Consider the following 16,142-nt stretch of genomic DNA (forward strand, 5'->3'; position numbering starts at 1 on the left):
TTATAAAGTGGTATTGAATAACAGGGACAGTTTATACTATTTAATGTACACCATGTAAACTTACATTTTTTAGGCATGGATATTGATCCTCAGCAAATCCCAGGTGTATTAAATACATTAGGTGTTGTAATATTATCTCCATTATTTGCATTGGTATATGTCAAACTCAAAGATAAGGATCTTTGTCTTCCTCATAAATTTGCAATGGGATTATTTTTTGTGGCTTAGCATATGGAGCGATGTATTTAGCTTGCTTATTAAATGCTCCAACTTCAAAAGTAAGTATTTGGTGGGAGGTTTTGGCTATTACAATATTTTTCTCATCTGCTGAATTACTTATAAGTGCGTTAGGTTTGGCTCTTATGGCTAAACTTCTTCCTAAGAGAATCATGGGCTTTGGAATGGGAACCTGGTTTATTACATCAGCTATAGGCATTAAACTGGGTACTATAATAGCAACTTATGTAAGTAGTGAAGTAAAATATAATTCTAAAATAGGTTTTGATACGCAAATGACTATTAGTAGTTATTATAGTTACCAGCATTTATTTGCAATGATATCTATGATAACTATAGTTATTGCATTTTTTGCTTTTATAATAGGTAAAAAACTTAATAGTTTGATTCAAGAGTAACCTTATGTATAAGCACCTTTTAAACAATAAGGCATTAATGTTACTTTTAATTACTATTATAATGTGGTCAACTGCTTTTATTGGTATACGTTATTTAATGTTAAATGGTTTTAGTGCTGGAGGATTATCTTTATCTAGATATGCTATAGCTAGTATAACTATGTTAATAATTTTTATTAGGCAAAAAAACAAGACTGTTCCTAGTTTATTAGACCTCACAAAATTTGCTATATTAGGTTTTTTTGGATTTTTTGCATATAATATTTTTTTAAACTCTGGTGAAGCTAGAATTACAGCCGCTAGTGCAAATTTTATTACTGCTCAAGCACCTATTGTTGTAGCATTTTAGCATATGTTTTTTTAGAGAAAAAATCATGAAAGCTGGTATTTTTGGCTTTTGTATAGCATTAATTGGTGCAGGAATAATTTTTTTATCAAAAAATGATACTTCTTTTGAGTTTATAGGTATTTGTTTTGTATATTTAGCTTGTTTCTCTAATGCTATATATTCAACTTTTCAAAAAAGTGTATTACTGAAGTTTTATCCTGTGGAAGCAGTATCATAAGTATCATATTTTACATGGTTTGGAAGCGCTATGCTTCTTATATATTCTAAAGAAGCGTTTGTTGAGATAAGCTCTGCAAATCTAACTAGTATTTTAGTAATTATTTATATCGGAATTTTCCCTGGAGCTTTAGGATATCTTTTTTGGGGATATGCATTTAAAAATTTAAAAGCAACCACAGCAATTGCATCATTATACTTTATGCCAATAATATCAATATTTCTTGGTTGGATCTTTTTAAGAGAGACAGAAAATATTTTAGGTGTTATCGGTGGAGTTATAAGTGTGATAGGTGCTTATATAATTAGTAAATATGATTTAAATAAAAAAACTAATTAAAACCTTTAAAGTTTGTTACTTGCAACATTTTAATAAAATTCTTTTTTGTCTATAATATCTCTCAAGTTTTGAAATAAAGGATAAATATGCAAATAGTTGATCAAATGAAAGATAAGGCCTTAGAAGAGCTTAATCTTGTCAAAGATAAAAAGTCTCTAGACGATATTAGAGTTAAATATCTCGGTAAAAAAGGTGAGTTAACAGGTATGATGAAGCTAATAGCTACATTACCTAACGAAGAAAAATCTAAATTAGGACAAGCAGTAAATATTGCAAAACAAACTTTACAAGAAGCAATTAACTCAAAACTATCTCACTTTGAAAAGTCAGAACTAAATGAAAAGTTAGCCAAAGAAAAAATTGATGTGACATTGTCTGGCGTAGGGCAAAACCAAGGATCTTTACATCCTGTGACAAAAACTCTAAATAGAATAGAGTCATTTTTTAAACAAAATGGTTTTGCAATTGAATTTGGTCCAGAGATTGAGAGCGACTATTATAACTTTGAAACGCTAAATATACCTTCACATCATCCAGCAAGAGCAATGCATGATACTTTTTATATAGATGAAACGCATGTTCTAAGAACGCATACTTCCGGTGTACAGATTAGAACTATGGAAAAACAGGAGCCACCAATTAGAATAATTGCTCCAGGTAGGGTGTATCGTTGTGATTCTGATGTTACTCATACTCCAATGTTTCATCAGGTTGAGGGATTACTTGTAGAAAAAAAAGTGTCTTTTGCTGATCTAAAAGGTTTATTACATGCATTTTTAAACTCATTTTTTGAAAAAGATTTGAAGGTACGCTTTAGACCGTCATATTTTCCATTTACAGAACCCTCAGCAGAGGTCGATATGGAATGTGTAATGTGTAATGGTAAAGGCTGTAGAGTCTGTAAGCATACTGGTTGGTTAGAAGTACTAGGTTGTGGTATGGTTCATCCTAAAGTTTTAAAATCCGGGAATGTTGATTCTCAAAAATATCAAGGTTTTGCTTTTGGTATGGGAGTTGAAAGATTATCAATGCTTAGATATGGAATTAATGATCTAAGAATATTTTTTGAAAATGATCTACGATTTTTAAAGCAATTTTAACTAGGTTCTGTGCACAAAAAAATTTCTTACCATAACCAAATAAAAGTACAAGCTAATTTAATCATACCTAGATATGCAAATATAATTTTATCAAATCTATAGTAAATTTTCTAAAATGCTTAATTTTAGAAAAAAAATTCTGTATCAAATGTCTTTCTTTATATATTTGCTTATCAAAGCTGATGGGATTTGCTGTGTTTGATTTATAAGGTAATAACGTGTAAGAATTAACCGAGTTGTTTACAGGTAAAATGTAAGTGATGAAGATGCATAAAACATATAAGATTAACTTCTATAGATAGGAAAAGAGTTTGCCAGTTATAGTAAACAAGATGTTTTATACAATCAATATTAGCTAAGAAATTTAGAGTATCACGACAAACTAATCGCAAAGCTGAAAGAGTGATTCGTGCTATTTTGGAAATGTGGCATTATTAACTCTTAAATTTGACTAAAGGTTATAAAAAATTTCTCGCAGATTGTGGACTGTAGTAATTCTTTGTGTTAGAGTCATACCTTCTTGAAATAATCAAAAAATATTATGATAAACAAAAAACTAGGTATTTTTTCTACAAGTTTTATGGGTATATCGGCCATTATAGGTAGCGGTTGGTTATTTTCTCCATTATTAGCAGCTAATATATCTGGCCCAGCTGCACTATTTGCATGGATGATAGGAGCATTTATAGTATTAGTTCTTGGATTATGCTTTTCTGAAATAGCATCTATATATCCATTAAGAGGTTTATCTGCAATTATTACAACCATATCCCATAATAGATTTTTTGGATTTCCATTTGCTATAGCTAATTGGTTAGGTATAGTTGCTGTTATTGCATTAGAAGCTGATGCTGCTGTACAATATTTGATAAATATATTCCCACAGTTTACAAATTTATTATTTTTAAATAATCATCTTACTATTTATGGAAATATACTTTCAGCCATACTAGTTTTATTCTTTTCAGCTATTAACTTTTTGGGAGTATCATTATTAGCAAAAACTAATAATATAATTACAGTAATTAAATTGTTTATTCCTATAATGGTTATTGTGATTTTAGGATATACAGTATTTCATAAAGATAATTTTACTGCCGTTAATAATACTATTATGCCTTATGGATTTTCATCAGTAATTAAAACTATTTTAATAGCTGGAATAATAGTTTCATTTAATGGTTTTCAGTCAATTATTTCTTTCTCTAGTGAAATAAAAAATCCTAGTAAGACTATTCCAATTTCAATTTCAATTTCAATTGTAGTTTGTTTAATAATTTATTTACTAATACAAACCGTATTTATTGGTGCATTGCCAACAAATATGATCCATAATGGTTGGCATAGTCTATCTATGGCTGCACCAATGATAGATTTATTATCAATGATTGGGCTTGGTTTTTTATCTATAATTATTTACGTTGGTTCAACAGCAACACCAGTAGGTACAGCAATAAATTTTACTGGAGCGTCATCTAGAATGTTTACTGCAATGTCTAGAGAAGGCCAAGTTCCACGATACTTTGATGATGTTCATCCTAAATATAAAGTTTCAAGAAAGTCATTAATATTTAATACTATTATAGCTATGTCCTTTATATTTCTGTTTAAAAGCTGGAAAAATTTAGCAGAAGTTCTTAGCATTTTTCATATATTATCATATCTTACTGTACCATTAGCAATGATTGTTTTCAGAAGAGAAAAATCAAAATCTGAATATGGATTTTATATGCCTTTTGGTATATTCATTTGTTATGCTTTATTTGCAGTATTTAACTATCTTATAGGTTTTTCAAGTGTTTATATTGTTTTTTACTCATCAATTGTAGTAGTTATTTTTGAAGTAATATTTATACTTTTAAATATAAAGTCTAATTTAGAAGAAATAAAAACACATATTTTTTCTGCAATAATTCTAATTATTTATATTTTACTTTTACCTGTAATTAGCTATTTAAATAAAATTTTACCTGATTTTCAATTTGTTATATTCATTGTAATATTTTCGAGTTTTTTCCTTTATATTATGACTAAATCTGAATAAAACATAATACTTTAATTCAATTTACACATAAACATATATATTGTTATAATATTGTCCAATTATAATTTTAATTAAAAATCATATAAAGATTTTAAAATTTAGAATATAGAGCTGATATGTTTTAAAACTACAGTTCTAATTTACTTTTAAAATCAATATCTTTAGGAGACTTTATAAATGAAATTTTCACACAATTGGTTAAATGAATATTTAAAAAATACTCAAAATAGCCAAAATCTAGCAGATACTTTGACTTTAGCAGGTTTAGAAGTTGATGCTATAGAGCCAGTAGTCACAGAAAAAGTAACAAATGTTGTCGTTGGGCAAATTAAAAATATTACGAAACATCCTGACGCAGATAAACTAAATATCTGTAGTGTTGATGTAGCAGACGATGAACTTCTATCTATAGTTTGTGGTGCCAGAAATATTTATGAAGGTATGAAAGCTCCAGTTGCAAAAATAGGGGCTGTGTTACCAGGTAATTTTAAAATTAAAAAATCTAAACTGCGTGGACAAGCATCTTTTGGAATGATGTGCTCAGAAGAAGAGCTAGGTTTAGCTGAAAAAGCAGAAGGTTTAATGGATCTGCCCGTAGATGCTCCAGTAGGTAAAGATATTAATGAATATTTAAATTTAGATGACAATATAATAGAAGTTGATCTAACACCAAATAGAGCGGATTGCTTAAGTGTTTATGGTATTGCTAGAGAAGTCTCTGCTCTTACAAAAACTCAACTTAAAGAACTAGAAGTCTCAGATACAAAAATAGATATTAAAGAGACCAAAGAGGTAACTATAACTGCCACAGATGCATGTAAATCATACTATGGATGTATTATAAAAAATGTAAATAATAAAGTCCAAACACCATTATGGATGATTGAAAAATTAAGAAGAAGTGGAATAGGAAGCATTTCATTTTTTGTTGATGTGACAAATTATATAATGCTTCTTACTGGTCAACCAATGCATGCTTTTGATCTTGAGAAATTAGAAGGTGGCATAAATGTTCGTTATGCAAAAGATAATGAAGAATTGACTCTTTTAGATGAAACACAAATTAAGCTAGATTCAGATTCCTTAGTAATTGCAGATAATAAAAAAATTTTAGCAATAGCAGGAGTTATGGGTGGACTTGACTCATCTATTACAATAGCTACTAAAGATATATTTTTAGAAAGTGCTTTCTTTGTTCCAGAAAAGATAGCGGGTAAAGCTCGTAAGTATAACCTTCATACAGACTCTTCACATAGGTTCGAAAGAGGTGTAGATCCTCAACTTGCTAAAAAAGCTATGAAACTAGCTATTGAATTAATAACAGAGTTTGCAGGTGGAGATGTGGCACCAGTTCATGGCTGTGAAGATTTAGAAAGTTTAAATAAACAAGTTAAAATAAATCTATCTATTGATAAGTTAAATGATGTTTTGGGAACGGAATTTAATCTTGATTATGTTGTAGATATTCTAAAAGCTTTGCATATGAATATTGATACAACTTTTGATAGTAATTGTATAGAAGTAATACCACCATCATATCGCTTTGATATGGAAATACCAGAAGATTTAATCGAAGAAGTTGCTCGTATATATGGATACTCAAAACTTCCTGAAACTATGCCTAAATATGCCGCTTCAAAAACTAATATCTCAGAAGCAAAACATTCTTTAGATATTTTGAATGATAGATTAGTAGATAGAGGATATCATGAGTCAATTAACTATAGTTTTATTGATCCAAAATATGATGAATTTTTCTTTGATCAAAGAGGAATAGCTATTCAAAATCCAATATCTCAAGATTTATCTATAATGAGACAATCTCTGATACCAGGTTTGATAGGCTCCTTTAAAGCAAATACAGCTCGCCAACAAAATAGAATAAGAATCTTTGAGAAGGGTGCTTGTTTTAAGCTAAAAAATAATCAAAGAGTTCAATTTGATAGAATTGCTGGGTTAGCTTATGGAGAGTTATTAAATGTAAATTGGTCAAATACTAAAAAAGTAGATTTTTTTGATGTTAAAGCCGATGTGGAAGCTTTATGTAGTGATATAACTAGTTTAAGTTTTGAGGTCTGTGACGATGTAAACTGGTTACATCCAGGACAATCAGCTTATATTTTAGCAGATGGTCATAAAATCGGTCTAATAGGTGTAATTCATCCAAATGTATTAAAGACTTTCCAGATTAAAGCAAAAGCTCCGATAGTTTTTGAAATAGATTTAGATATTTTGACTACAAAGCAAATACCTAGTTTTGAAAAGATTTCTAAATATCCATCAGTATCAAGAGATATTTCATTCTTGGTAGATAAATCTATACTTGCTGGAAATATTACAAAAGCAATAAAAGATATAGAGATAGATATTCTTAAAGATTTAAATATTTTTGATATTTATGAGTCTCAAGAAAATGAAAGAAAAAGTATAGCTCTTAGTATGCTTTTCCAAGATAATACTCAAACTTTAGATGATAAAGTTATTACTGAAAGTACAGATAAAGTTTTAGATATTCTAAAAGCTAAGTTTGATATTGAGCAGAGAGTATAATTAAAAACATAAAACAGACAGTATTTGATGCTTCGACTTTAATTAAATGAGATGATATCATAAATAATATACTTTAATTAGATATAAAATATGAAAAGAAAAGTATTGTTGTTATCAAGCCTTGTATTATCAAGCTCAGTCTTTGCCTGCAGTGATATATTTATTAATAAAAATGATCATCATATTGAAGGTAGAACATTAGACTTTCTAGTGAATGTGGCAACAGAAGAGTATATTGGATCTATAGGTCAAACAAATACCACAGATATTATTTTAAACTCAAATAAAATACCTAAGAGCCAACTAACTAGCTGGAAAAATAAATATGGATTTCTTGGAATGCAAGCCTTTAATGGTGGGAATATAATTGATGGAATGAATACTAAAGGAAGATCTATAGATAATATTGCAATTGAGAGATTTTGGAGAACACTGAAATATGAAAATGTTTATCCGGCATCATATATAACTATGAAAGAGGCTAAAGTAGGTATCAAAGAATATATTGATATTTACAACAATGAAAGACTACATTCTAGTATTGGATATATGACTCCTGATGAAGTATATTCTGGTATTTTAGATGCTGCATAAAAGCAAGGAATAAAAATATTTTATAAAGTGGTATTGAATAACAGAGACAGTTTAACCAATAACAATATAGTTCGTATTTAATGGGTATTTTAACGCCAAAAATAATAAAGCGATCACTAAAAATATTATAATGATTGCAAATGAGTTATTTTTTATTAATATATGGGATCCTGCTTTTTCGACCTTTTTAACTAAAGGAGTAGTTCTATCTGCTACTGTTTTCCAACCTATAGCTAAAAGAATAAAAGCAATAACATTTGTGATAGCAGTTAAAAGAAATAATATATTGTAACTATTATGCTCTTGAAATACTCCAGCAACTGTAAAACCAATAAAACAACCCTATATTCATTCCTGCATAATTCCAGTAAAAAGCACTTTCTCTACTATCATTGTCATCATTTTAAACTGTTGTATTAGCATCATATTTATACAAGGGAGATTCATGCCACTACCTGCTAAAAATAAAGCTAAGGCAATATAGAGATTCTCTGTAGATGGAAAAGATAAAAATAAACAAGCAATAGTTTGTAGTACCTTACCTATTAAGAAAAGTGATCTATAACTAATTAAGCGACCACCAACATAACCACCCAAGAGATGAAGCCCAAAGTTAAATGTAAAAAAACGCCCATAATAGCACTTGCTTTAGTAACTGTAAATCCAAGTCCCTGGGTCATAAATAATACAAGTGTCGAGTAAAGCACTGCAAAACTGATTATTGAAACAAGTTGGGTTATTAACAATAGTTTTGAGGCATTTTTAAATAATGAAAAATTCATAGGCATTATAGAATTAAATAATATAGTAAATAAGATTCTATTATATTAAGAGCTATAAAATATAGCTAAAGAAATATTTTTTATAAGATATATTGGCTTAGATCTTTATCTTTAACTAAAGCTCCTAATTTGTCATTAACATAATCTATGGTTATGCTAATAGTTTTATTTTCTAACTCTGGAGCATCAAAAGAGATTTCTTCTAAAAGCCTTTCCATAACTGTGTGTAATCTTCTTGCGCCAATATTTTCGATTTCTTCATTAATCTGGTAGGATATCTCAGCAATTTTTTTAATAGCAGTTTCTTCAAAGTTTAATTCAATACCCTCAGTTTTCATAAGAGCAACATATTGCTTAAGAATAGAGCAATCAGGTTCTACTAATATTCTTACAAAATCTTCAATCTTAAGAGATTTTAATTCGACTCTAATAGGAAGTCTACCTTGTAACTCTGGAATAAGATCAGAAGGTTTAGCAACATGAAAAGCTCCTGATGCTATAAACAATATATGGTCAGTTTTGATCATGCCATATTTTGTAGCTACAGTAGAACCTTCAACCAATGGTAATAAGTCACGCTGAACACCTTCGCGAGATACATCAGCACCAGAGTTACTAGATTTCTTACAAACCTTATCAATTTCATCTAAGAACACTATGCCATTTTGTTCAACTGATTCTAAAGCACGAGCTTTTATGTCTTCCTCATTAATCAATTTTGCAGCTTCTTCATCTTGAACAAGCTTAATGGCATCCTTGATTTTCATTTTCTTATTTTTCTTCTTGTCACTGCTTAGGCTAGAGAATAAATCTTGAAGCTGGTTTGTCATATCATCCATTCCTGGAGGTCCCATAACTCCTATACTTTTTGGAGCAGCTGCTACTTCAATCTCAATTTCTTTATCATCAAGTTCGCCATTTTTAATTTTATTTCTAAAAATATCACGAGTTTTATTTTCTTTATCTTTCTTAGAAGTGGCTTCTTCAATTGGCTCATTGGCAAAACCGACTTTTGATTCTGCTGCTCTTGCTGGTGGAATTAAAACATCTAAAATTCTATCTTCAGCTAATTTAGCTGCTTTTTCTGTAACTTGTTTTTTAGCATCTTCTCGCTTCATTTTCACAGCCATTTCAACTAGGTCACGGATAATAGATTCAACATCTTTACCAACATAACCAACTTCTGTGAATTTAGTAGCCTCTACTTTAATAAAAGGAGCATCTGCTAGCTTTGCAAGTCTACGAGCTATTTCAGTTTTACCAACACCAGTTGGTCCAATCATTAAAATATTTTTAGGAGTTACTTCTTGACGCATTTCACTATCAAGCTGCATTCTGCGCCATCTATTACGCAGTGCGATAGCTACCGCTTTTTTTGCATCATTTTGACCAATTATATGTCTTTCTAACTCATGTACGATTGTTTTTGGAGTCATTATTTTTGCCATGAGATAACTATCCTTTTTTACTTTCTAAGCTTTCTATAGTGAAATTGTGGTTTGTATAAATACAAGTATCTGCTGCAACTGTAAGACTTTTATTAACAATCTCTTCAGCTGAAAGATCAGTATTTTCAACAAGAGCAGTAGCTGCAGAGCGAGCATAAGTTGAGCCTGAACCAATAGATATAATATTATTCTTGTCAGCGGCCATTACATCACCAACCCCTGAGATTAAAAGTGATAATTTCTCATCTGCAACTATAATCATAGCTTCTAGCTTACTTAACATTCTATCTAGACGCCATTCTCGTACCATTTCAACAGCCGCACGCTCTAAGTTTCCTTGATAAAATTCTAATTTTTGTTCAAATTTTTCAAATAATGTAAATGCATCTGCAGTAGACCCTGCAAAACCTGTAAGCACTTTGCCACCATTTAGCTTTCTAACTTTTACAATGTTATCTTTCGCTACAGTATGACCTAAAGTTGCTTGACCATCACCACCGATTACTACTTTATCACCTTTTCTAACACAAAGAATAGTGGTTCCTCTCATTGTTTCCATATTTATTATTCCTTTATTCGGCGTTATTAAAATAAGCTATTTAATATAAATGGCACTGATGTGAGATTTTACAAGTTTTTTATTGTTATTTTTTTAAGTTTATTATCTATCTTTGTCTTTAAGGCACAAAAGCATTTAAAATTATGTTATATTTTAGCTTGTTTTATTTATTAATAGAGTGTCTTAAGTATGAATAATTTAAACTTTAAAGAAACAATTTCATTGGCAGTAACTATATATAAAAGAGGCTTTAAGATAGCTTTTGTTTTAGCATTTATGCTTTCTTTTATATCTGAATTTTGTTTGGTATATTTAATGAGACATGGTATGTCTGAATATATTGAAAGTGGCGGCCAAACAATACCTGATACTTTTCCGGGAGGAAATATTTTAGCATTGATGATTTTAATAATAATGGTAGCGACCATATTTGTTTATGCGATGATAATTATACTACAAGGAATTATGATTAAGCATCAGATGAGAGCATCTGATGCGATAAGAGTTGCACTACAAATATTTTCGAAAAGAGTGTTCCCATTTATAGGATGCTTTTTACTTTCTATGGTAGTGATGTCGGTACTAACTATGTTTTTGCAATACATAGGTATATTCATAACAATATTACTATTTTTAACTGTAATGCCAGCTATACTTCTTGATCAGAAAGGTATTTTTGAATCAGTATCTAACAACTTTAGAATAATAAAAAATAATTTTTTTTATACGTTTAGAATAGCTATTGCTATACTAGCACTAATGCTTATAAAACCTTTGATTACTTTTGGTTTAATTTATATATTAAAAAATATGAATATGGAAATGAATTCACTAGAGATGAGCATGCAAAATATTATTGTGACAGTAATTGATGCTTTAATTTTACCTTTTATATTTGCTATCAGTGTTGGAGCCTTCTTTTCTACTAATAAGAAATAAAGTAGTAAATCTCAATATGATTTAGATATATTTTATATAAACAAATACTTTGTAAAAATTGAATGTAGTTCATTTAATCTATTTTATTCTAAAATAAAATTCTGGTTTAAATATTTAAGTGCTGATTAATTTATTGACAATTGATATTTATTATTTTAGCGTAAGAGTACGCGTGAACATTTATTGGTTAGATTTAAATATAGCAACTCAGAAGGATATTGCTAAAAAGCTTAATATCTCTAGAACAACTGTATCTAGAGCATTGATGGATAATGGTAGTATTAAACCAGAGACTAAACAAAAAGTTTTAAGCTTAGCAAAAGATCTTAGCTATAGTAAAAATTTAATGGGTAGCTCTTTAGCAACAAAGAATTCTAAGAAAATCTATGCTTTTATTATTAAATCAATTAATAAAAATTATTGTTTAGATATTAAGGCAGGTTTACTGAGAGCATCTAAGGAATTTGAAGACTATAACGCTATTATAAATGTAATAGAAACTGATATTAACACTCCTAAGGAACAAATATATCAGCTTAAAAAGATAATCCCAAGGTAAAGTTTATTACTTTAGATATAGCTATTAATAAAAATATCACTCATATAGGTAGTAACTATACTAAGTCAGGACAAGTTTTGGCAAATATTCTTGCTCCATTACTTAGAGATAATGAAAAAGTGATCTACCCCGTCAATTTGTGACAGTTTACTACTTCATTTTCCATTATATATTCAAATTGATATGGAGTCATATAATTTATTGTAGAATGTCTCCTTTTTGTATTATAGTAAGCTTCAATATATTCAAATATTGATAGTTTAGCTTCTTCTCTAGTTTTATATCTTTCATCATGTACTAACTCTACTTTTAAAGTTCCAAAGAAACTTTCACAAGCAGCATTATCGTAACAGCATCCTTTAGAGCTCATACTTGATAGTAGCCAGTGTTCTTTAATAATGTCTTGATATTGTTTGCTACAGTACTGTGACCCTTTATCAGAGTGTATAATCACACCACTAGGAAAATTTCTTCTAAATAATGCCATATTTAAAGAATTACAAACTAAATCCGCTTTCATCCTAGAATCCATTGCCCAACCAATAACTGATCTTGAGAATAAATCTATAATCACACAAAGATACAGCCACCCCTCTTGTGTAGGTACATAAGTTATATCTGTAACCCACCTATGATTTACAGATAAAGCAGTGAAGTTTTGTTCTAATAAATTATCATAAACATGTTTGTTGTGGTTAGAATCTGTAGTTTTCTTATGCTTACGAGCCGCTTTAGCATGTAAACCAAGTAATTTCATACGTTTTTGAGTAACTTTCCAACCCATATCTTTAAGCTCTTTGTATATCCTAACACTTCCATATCTAGATTTATGTTCATTAAAATAGCATCATCTAGTTCAGCATCATTATATTGCCTTTTACCTATAGGTTTATGAATCCATCTGTAATATGAAGATGTGCTCACATTCAAAGATTTACATAGTGTTGTTATTGGCATAACTTTATAATGCTCCTTAATAAAGGCGTACCTTACAGATTTTGCTTTGCAAAGTACGCTGCTGCCTTTTTTAGTATTTCACGCTCTGTTTCTGCCTGTTTGAGTTTTTTCTTCAAATCAGTATTTTCAAAAGATAGTTGCTGGTACTGCGTTTTATAATCTATCTTTATTTCTTTCTGAGGGTTTGACATGGCTTTGGATATCCAACTGCAAATGGTTTTATATTTAACCCCTAAGTTATCTGCTATTTCTCGTCTATTTGCATCTGGTTGTAAACATAATTTAACAGCTTCATCTTTAAACTCTTTTGTATATCTCATCTTGTCTCCTTTTCTTAACACCTAAGTGTCCCAAATAGGAGGGTATGATCATTTTATAACTCCTACAATAGATGAAGTTATAGAAGTAGCTAATGCAGGAGTAGATATTGTAGCTTTAGATGCTACAGATCGTAGAAGACCAAAGAATCAAGAGCTAAAAGATTTAGTAGCTGAAGTTAGAAATAAGTTTCCACAATTATTTCTTATGTCAGACTGTTCAACTTTTGAAGAGGGCGTATATGCCCAAGAATTAGGTTTTGATTTAATTGCAACCACATTGAGTGGTTATACTTTTCAAACAGAAAATCAGCTTTTACCAAATATTGAGCTTATTGTTAAGCTCGTTAAAAATCTAGAGACACCAATAATAGCTGAGGGAGGTATCTCAACGTATCAAGATGCAAAGGATGCTTATAGGGCAGGAGCTTATGGATTAGTTATTTGCTCAGCTATTACCAGACCACCGTTGATAACTAAGGGATTTGTGGAGGAAACTAAGAAATATACAGGTAGTTAACTAACTAATAAGAGAATTTTGTTAATTTGTTAATAATTTCTTAAAGAATTTAAAGTCATATGACTGCTTAAATTTAAGTTTTTTATTTGAAATATTTATATTTTTATTGACGCTATTAATATCAGTTATAATTCCAGATTCAATTTTTATTTTAATTTCTTCATTATCTGTTGTATAACTTTTACTAAAAGGTAATGTTTTTCCAAAACGCCACTGCCAATTTTTTAAATTTTCTATTTCATTTGTTATTATTTGTTTATTTTTGAGAGGGGTTTCTTCATTAATTAGACTTAATTCAACACTATTAAAACTATTTAAAAAAGTTCTTGTAATATTTTGAGTTTGGATGTTTGGATTAATTTCAGCTAAATTTATGACTTTAGAGCGGTGTGATTTTACACCTTTGGTATCTAAAGACTTATCTATAGGTTGATGAAGATAGTCGTAGAGTTTTTTGGTGTTAGCATTAATTAATAGAGTACCATGGTGAAATGCTCTATCTTTTTTCTCTCTAAAAGCACTACCTGATACTTTGTAAGTAAAATCATGATAATCCACAACAATATCGTTTCTCTTGTTAGCATAGACCTCAATTCCTAAGCTTTTTACAGCGCTACAAACTAAATCAAGGTTAGCTTTGATATCATGATCTTTTTTAGGGGAAATAATAGTGTAGTTTAGATTTCCAAAATCATGATAAACAGTACCACCACCACTTTGGCGCCTGACCATAATTATATTATCTTCTCTCATCCTATTAAGGTTACATTCAAGCCAAGGATTTTGTGCTCTACCTATAACGACACAAGGAGCATTTTGCCATAAAAATAATATTTTCTTATCTTGAAGTTTTTCTAAAAAAAGCCAGTTTTCAAGTGCTAAGTTAAAGTAAATATTATTACTTTGAGAAATATAGATATTCATTATTTATTAAATATTTTTACTTTAAGATTAAGTATAAGGTTTTATTGGGTGTATAAAAGAATTTTGTGATATAATTTTGCTTTATTGAAAGAATTCATATATTAAAACTATAATGTCGACTATAGCGCAGACTTTAGAAATTATCAAAAGAGGGGCTGATGAAGTTCTTATCAAAGAAGAATTAGTAAAAAAACTAGAAAAAAATAAGTCATTAATTATTAAATTTGGTTGTGATCCAACAGCTCCAGATATTCATCTAGGTCATACTGTTGTCATTAATAAACTAAAACAACTTCAGGATTTAGGTCATGAAATTCATTTTTTAATTGGTGATTTTACAGCTCAAATAGGTGATCCAACTGGAAAAAATGCTACAAGACCACCTCTAATAGCAGAGGATGTTGCTGCAAATGCTGAGACATATACAAAGCAAGTTTTTAAGATTTTGGATAAGGAAAAAACAATTATTCGTCGTAATGGTGACTGGTTTGATAAAATGTCTGCTAGTGACATGATTAAACTAGCTTCAAAATCTACAGTAGCTAGAATACTTGAAAGAGATGATTTCTCAAAAAGATATAAAGGTGGTCAATCGATCTCTATTCATGAGTTTTTGTATCCTTTAGTACAAGGGTATGATTCTGTAGCTATGAATGCTGATATTGAGTTAGGTGGTACAGATCAGAAATTTAATTTATTAATGGGCAGAGAGTTACAAAAACAACAAGGACAGGAACCACAAGTTATTATTACTATGCCTCTTTTAGAAGGCTTAGATGGTGTTAAAAAAATGTCTAAATCTAGCCAGAATTATATTGGTATAGAAGAGCCAGCTAATGATATTTTTGGTAAGATCATGTCAATATCTGATGATCTTATGTGGCGTTATTATGAATTGTTAAGTTTTAAATCTTTAGAAGTTATAGCAGAACTAAAAGAAAATGTTAAAAATGGAGCTAATCCACGAGATATTAAAATCGAACTTGCTAAAGAGCTCATAGAAAGATTTCATTCTACGGAAGATGCTGAGAAGGCGCATCAAGATTTTATACAAAGATTTCAAAAAAATCAGATACCTGATGACATAAATGTTATAGAATTAAATCAAGAGCTACTTATTGCAAACTTGCTGAAAGAAGCTGGTTTGGTTTCAAGCACATCTGAAGCTAATCGTATGATTAAGCAAGGAGCAGTTAAAATAGATGGCGAAAAGGTCGCTGGTAATAAAGCTGTTTTCGGTCAAGGTACAGATAATGTTTTCCAAGTAGGGAAACGTAAATTTGCAAAAATTATTATAAAATAAGGGATT

Annotated in this window: 17 protein-coding genes and 3 pseudogenes; 12 read left to right on the forward strand and 8 right to left on the reverse strand. The window is 29.7% G+C overall.

Going from position 1 to position 16,142, the window contains the following annotated elements; translation table 11 throughout:
* Positions 1 to 30: 30 nt before the first annotated feature.
* The 5 genes and pseudogenes from CDV26_RS05660 to pheS all read left to right on the forward strand — a co-directional run.
* A pseudogene (locus CDV26_RS05660) lies at positions 31 to 635 on the forward strand (POT-type proton-dependent oligopeptide transporter); the annotation flags it as partial.
* 4 nt (positions 636 to 639) lie between these two features.
* Positions 640 to 984, forward strand: coding sequence for an EamA family transporter (locus tag CDV26_RS13985; protein WP_245806527.1), 345 nt, complete (start codon positions 640 to 642; stop codon positions 982 to 984).
* Positions 985 to 1,009: 25 nt separating this feature from the next.
* Positions 1,010 to 1,201 carry a hypothetical protein gene (locus tag CDV26_RS13990; RefSeq protein WP_245806528.1) on the forward strand — a complete coding sequence of 64 codons (192 nt, stop codon included), beginning with the start codon at positions 1,010 to 1,012 and terminating at the stop codon, positions 1,199 to 1,201.
* A gap of 30 nt (positions 1,202 to 1,231) precedes the next feature.
* Positions 1,232 to 1,540: a DMT family transporter gene (locus CDV26_RS13995; protein ID WP_245806529.1), complete on the forward strand. Its 309-nt coding sequence runs from the start codon at positions 1,232 to 1,234 to the stop codon at positions 1,538 to 1,540.
* 86 nt (positions 1,541 to 1,626) lie between these two features.
* Positions 1,627 to 2,640 (forward strand): phenylalanine--tRNA ligase subunit alpha, encoded by a 1,014-nt coding sequence (pheS, locus tag CDV26_RS05670; protein ID WP_088772452.1) that lies wholly within the window; start codon positions 1,627 to 1,629, stop codon positions 2,638 to 2,640.
* A gap of 26 nt (positions 2,641 to 2,666) precedes the next feature.
* On the opposite strand, the pseudogene CDV26_RS13085 reads toward pheS, so the two are convergent.
* Positions 2,667 to 2,851 (reverse strand): annotated as a pseudogene (locus tag CDV26_RS13085) (IS5/IS1182 family transposase); the annotation flags it as partial.
* A gap of 330 nt (positions 2,852 to 3,181) precedes the next feature.
* Here CDV26_RS13085 and CDV26_RS05675 point away from each other — a divergent pair.
* The 3 genes from CDV26_RS05675 to CDV26_RS05685 all read left to right on the forward strand — a co-directional run bounded on the left by CDV26_RS05675 (position 3,182) and on the right by CDV26_RS05685 (position 7,828).
* A complete protein-coding gene (locus CDV26_RS05675; RefSeq protein WP_088772453.1) occupies positions 3,182 to 4,684 on the forward strand; it encodes an APC family permease in 1,503 nt (500 codons plus the stop codon).
* Positions 4,685 to 4,861: 177 nt separating this feature from the next.
* Entirely contained in the window at positions 4,862 to 7,234 is a 2,373-nt protein-coding gene (gene pheT, locus CDV26_RS05680; protein WP_088772454.1) for a phenylalanine--tRNA ligase subunit beta, read from the forward strand.
* 90 nt (positions 7,235 to 7,324) lie between these two features.
* Positions 7,325 to 7,828 (forward strand): integrase core domain-containing protein, encoded by a 504-nt coding sequence (locus CDV26_RS05685; protein ID WP_088772455.1) that lies wholly within the window; start codon positions 7,325 to 7,327, stop codon positions 7,826 to 7,828.
* Positions 7,829 to 7,885: 57 nt separating this feature from the next.
* Here CDV26_RS05685 and CDV26_RS13850 read toward each other — a convergent pair.
* The 3 genes and pseudogenes from CDV26_RS13850 to hslV form a co-directional block, all read right to left on the reverse strand.
* Positions 7,886 to 8,610: pseudogene (locus CDV26_RS13850) on the reverse strand (MFS transporter); the annotation flags it as partial.
* A gap of 80 nt (positions 8,611 to 8,690) precedes the next feature.
* Positions 8,691 to 10,058, reverse strand: coding sequence for an ATP-dependent protease ATPase subunit HslU (gene hslU, locus CDV26_RS05695; RefSeq protein ID WP_088772456.1), 1,368 nt, complete (start codon positions 10,056 to 10,058; stop codon positions 8,691 to 8,693).
* A 7-nt stretch (positions 10,059 to 10,065) separates the two neighbouring features.
* Positions 10,066 to 10,617, reverse strand: a complete 552-nt coding sequence (gene hslV, locus CDV26_RS05700) for an ATP-dependent protease subunit HslV (protein ID WP_088772457.1) — start codon at positions 10,615 to 10,617, stop codon at positions 10,066 to 10,068.
* A gap of 189 nt (positions 10,618 to 10,806) precedes the next feature.
* Between hslV and CDV26_RS05705 the strand changes: the two genes are divergently transcribed.
* Both CDV26_RS05705 and CDV26_RS05710 read left to right on the forward strand, forming a co-directional pair.
* On the forward strand, positions 10,807 to 11,556 hold the full coding sequence (locus CDV26_RS05705; protein ID WP_088772458.1) for a hypothetical protein: 750 nt from the start codon (positions 10,807 to 10,809) through the stop codon (positions 11,554 to 11,556).
* Between the two features lie 172 nt (positions 11,557 to 11,728).
* Positions 11,729 to 12,115: a LacI family DNA-binding transcriptional regulator gene (locus CDV26_RS05710; RefSeq protein WP_157671484.1), complete on the forward strand. Its 387-nt coding sequence runs from the start codon at positions 11,729 to 11,731 to the stop codon at positions 12,113 to 12,115.
* 124 nt (positions 12,116 to 12,239) lie between these two features.
* Here the strand turns inward: CDV26_RS05710 and CDV26_RS05715 are convergent, their stop codons facing one another.
* From CDV26_RS05715 to CDV26_RS05725, 3 genes are read right to left on the reverse strand one after another with little or no spacing between them, the layout of a single operon-like run.
* Positions 12,240 to 12,899: an IS3 family transposase gene (locus CDV26_RS05715; RefSeq protein ID WP_088772460.1), complete on the reverse strand. Its 660-nt coding sequence runs from the start codon at positions 12,897 to 12,899 to the stop codon at positions 12,240 to 12,242.
* A complete protein-coding gene (locus tag CDV26_RS05720; protein ID WP_088772461.1) occupies positions 12,869 to 13,072 on the reverse strand; it encodes a hypothetical protein in 204 nt (67 codons plus the stop codon). The genes CDV26_RS05715 and CDV26_RS05720 overlap by 31 nt, the downstream gene beginning before the upstream one ends.
* A gap of 32 nt (positions 13,073 to 13,104) precedes the next feature.
* A complete protein-coding gene (locus CDV26_RS05725; RefSeq protein ID WP_157671285.1) occupies positions 13,105 to 13,413 on the reverse strand; it encodes a transposase in 309 nt (102 codons plus the stop codon).
* A 4-nt stretch (positions 13,414 to 13,417) separates the two neighbouring features.
* Between CDV26_RS05725 and CDV26_RS05730 the strand changes: the two genes are divergently transcribed.
* Positions 13,418 to 13,909 (forward strand): N-acetylmannosamine-6-phosphate 2-epimerase, encoded by a 492-nt coding sequence (locus CDV26_RS05730; protein ID WP_088772462.1) that lies wholly within the window; start codon positions 13,418 to 13,420, stop codon positions 13,907 to 13,909.
* Between the two features lie 21 nt (positions 13,910 to 13,930).
* Here the strand turns inward: CDV26_RS05730 and CDV26_RS05735 are convergent, their stop codons facing one another.
* A complete protein-coding gene (locus tag CDV26_RS05735; protein WP_088772463.1) occupies positions 13,931 to 14,833 on the reverse strand; it encodes a lipoyl protein ligase domain-containing protein in 903 nt (300 codons plus the stop codon).
* A gap of 112 nt (positions 14,834 to 14,945) precedes the next feature.
* Between CDV26_RS05735 and tyrS the strand changes: the two genes are divergently transcribed.
* Positions 14,946 to 16,136, forward strand: coding sequence for a tyrosine--tRNA ligase (gene tyrS, locus CDV26_RS05740; RefSeq protein WP_088772464.1), 1,191 nt, complete (start codon positions 14,946 to 14,948; stop codon positions 16,134 to 16,136).
* The last annotated feature ends 6 nt before the right edge of the window (positions 16,137 to 16,142 follow it).

It is taken from the genome of Francisella halioticida, from assembly GCF_002211785.1.
GTDB classification, from domain to species: domain Bacteria; phylum Pseudomonadota; class Gammaproteobacteria; order Francisellales; family Francisellaceae; genus Francisella; species Francisella halioticida.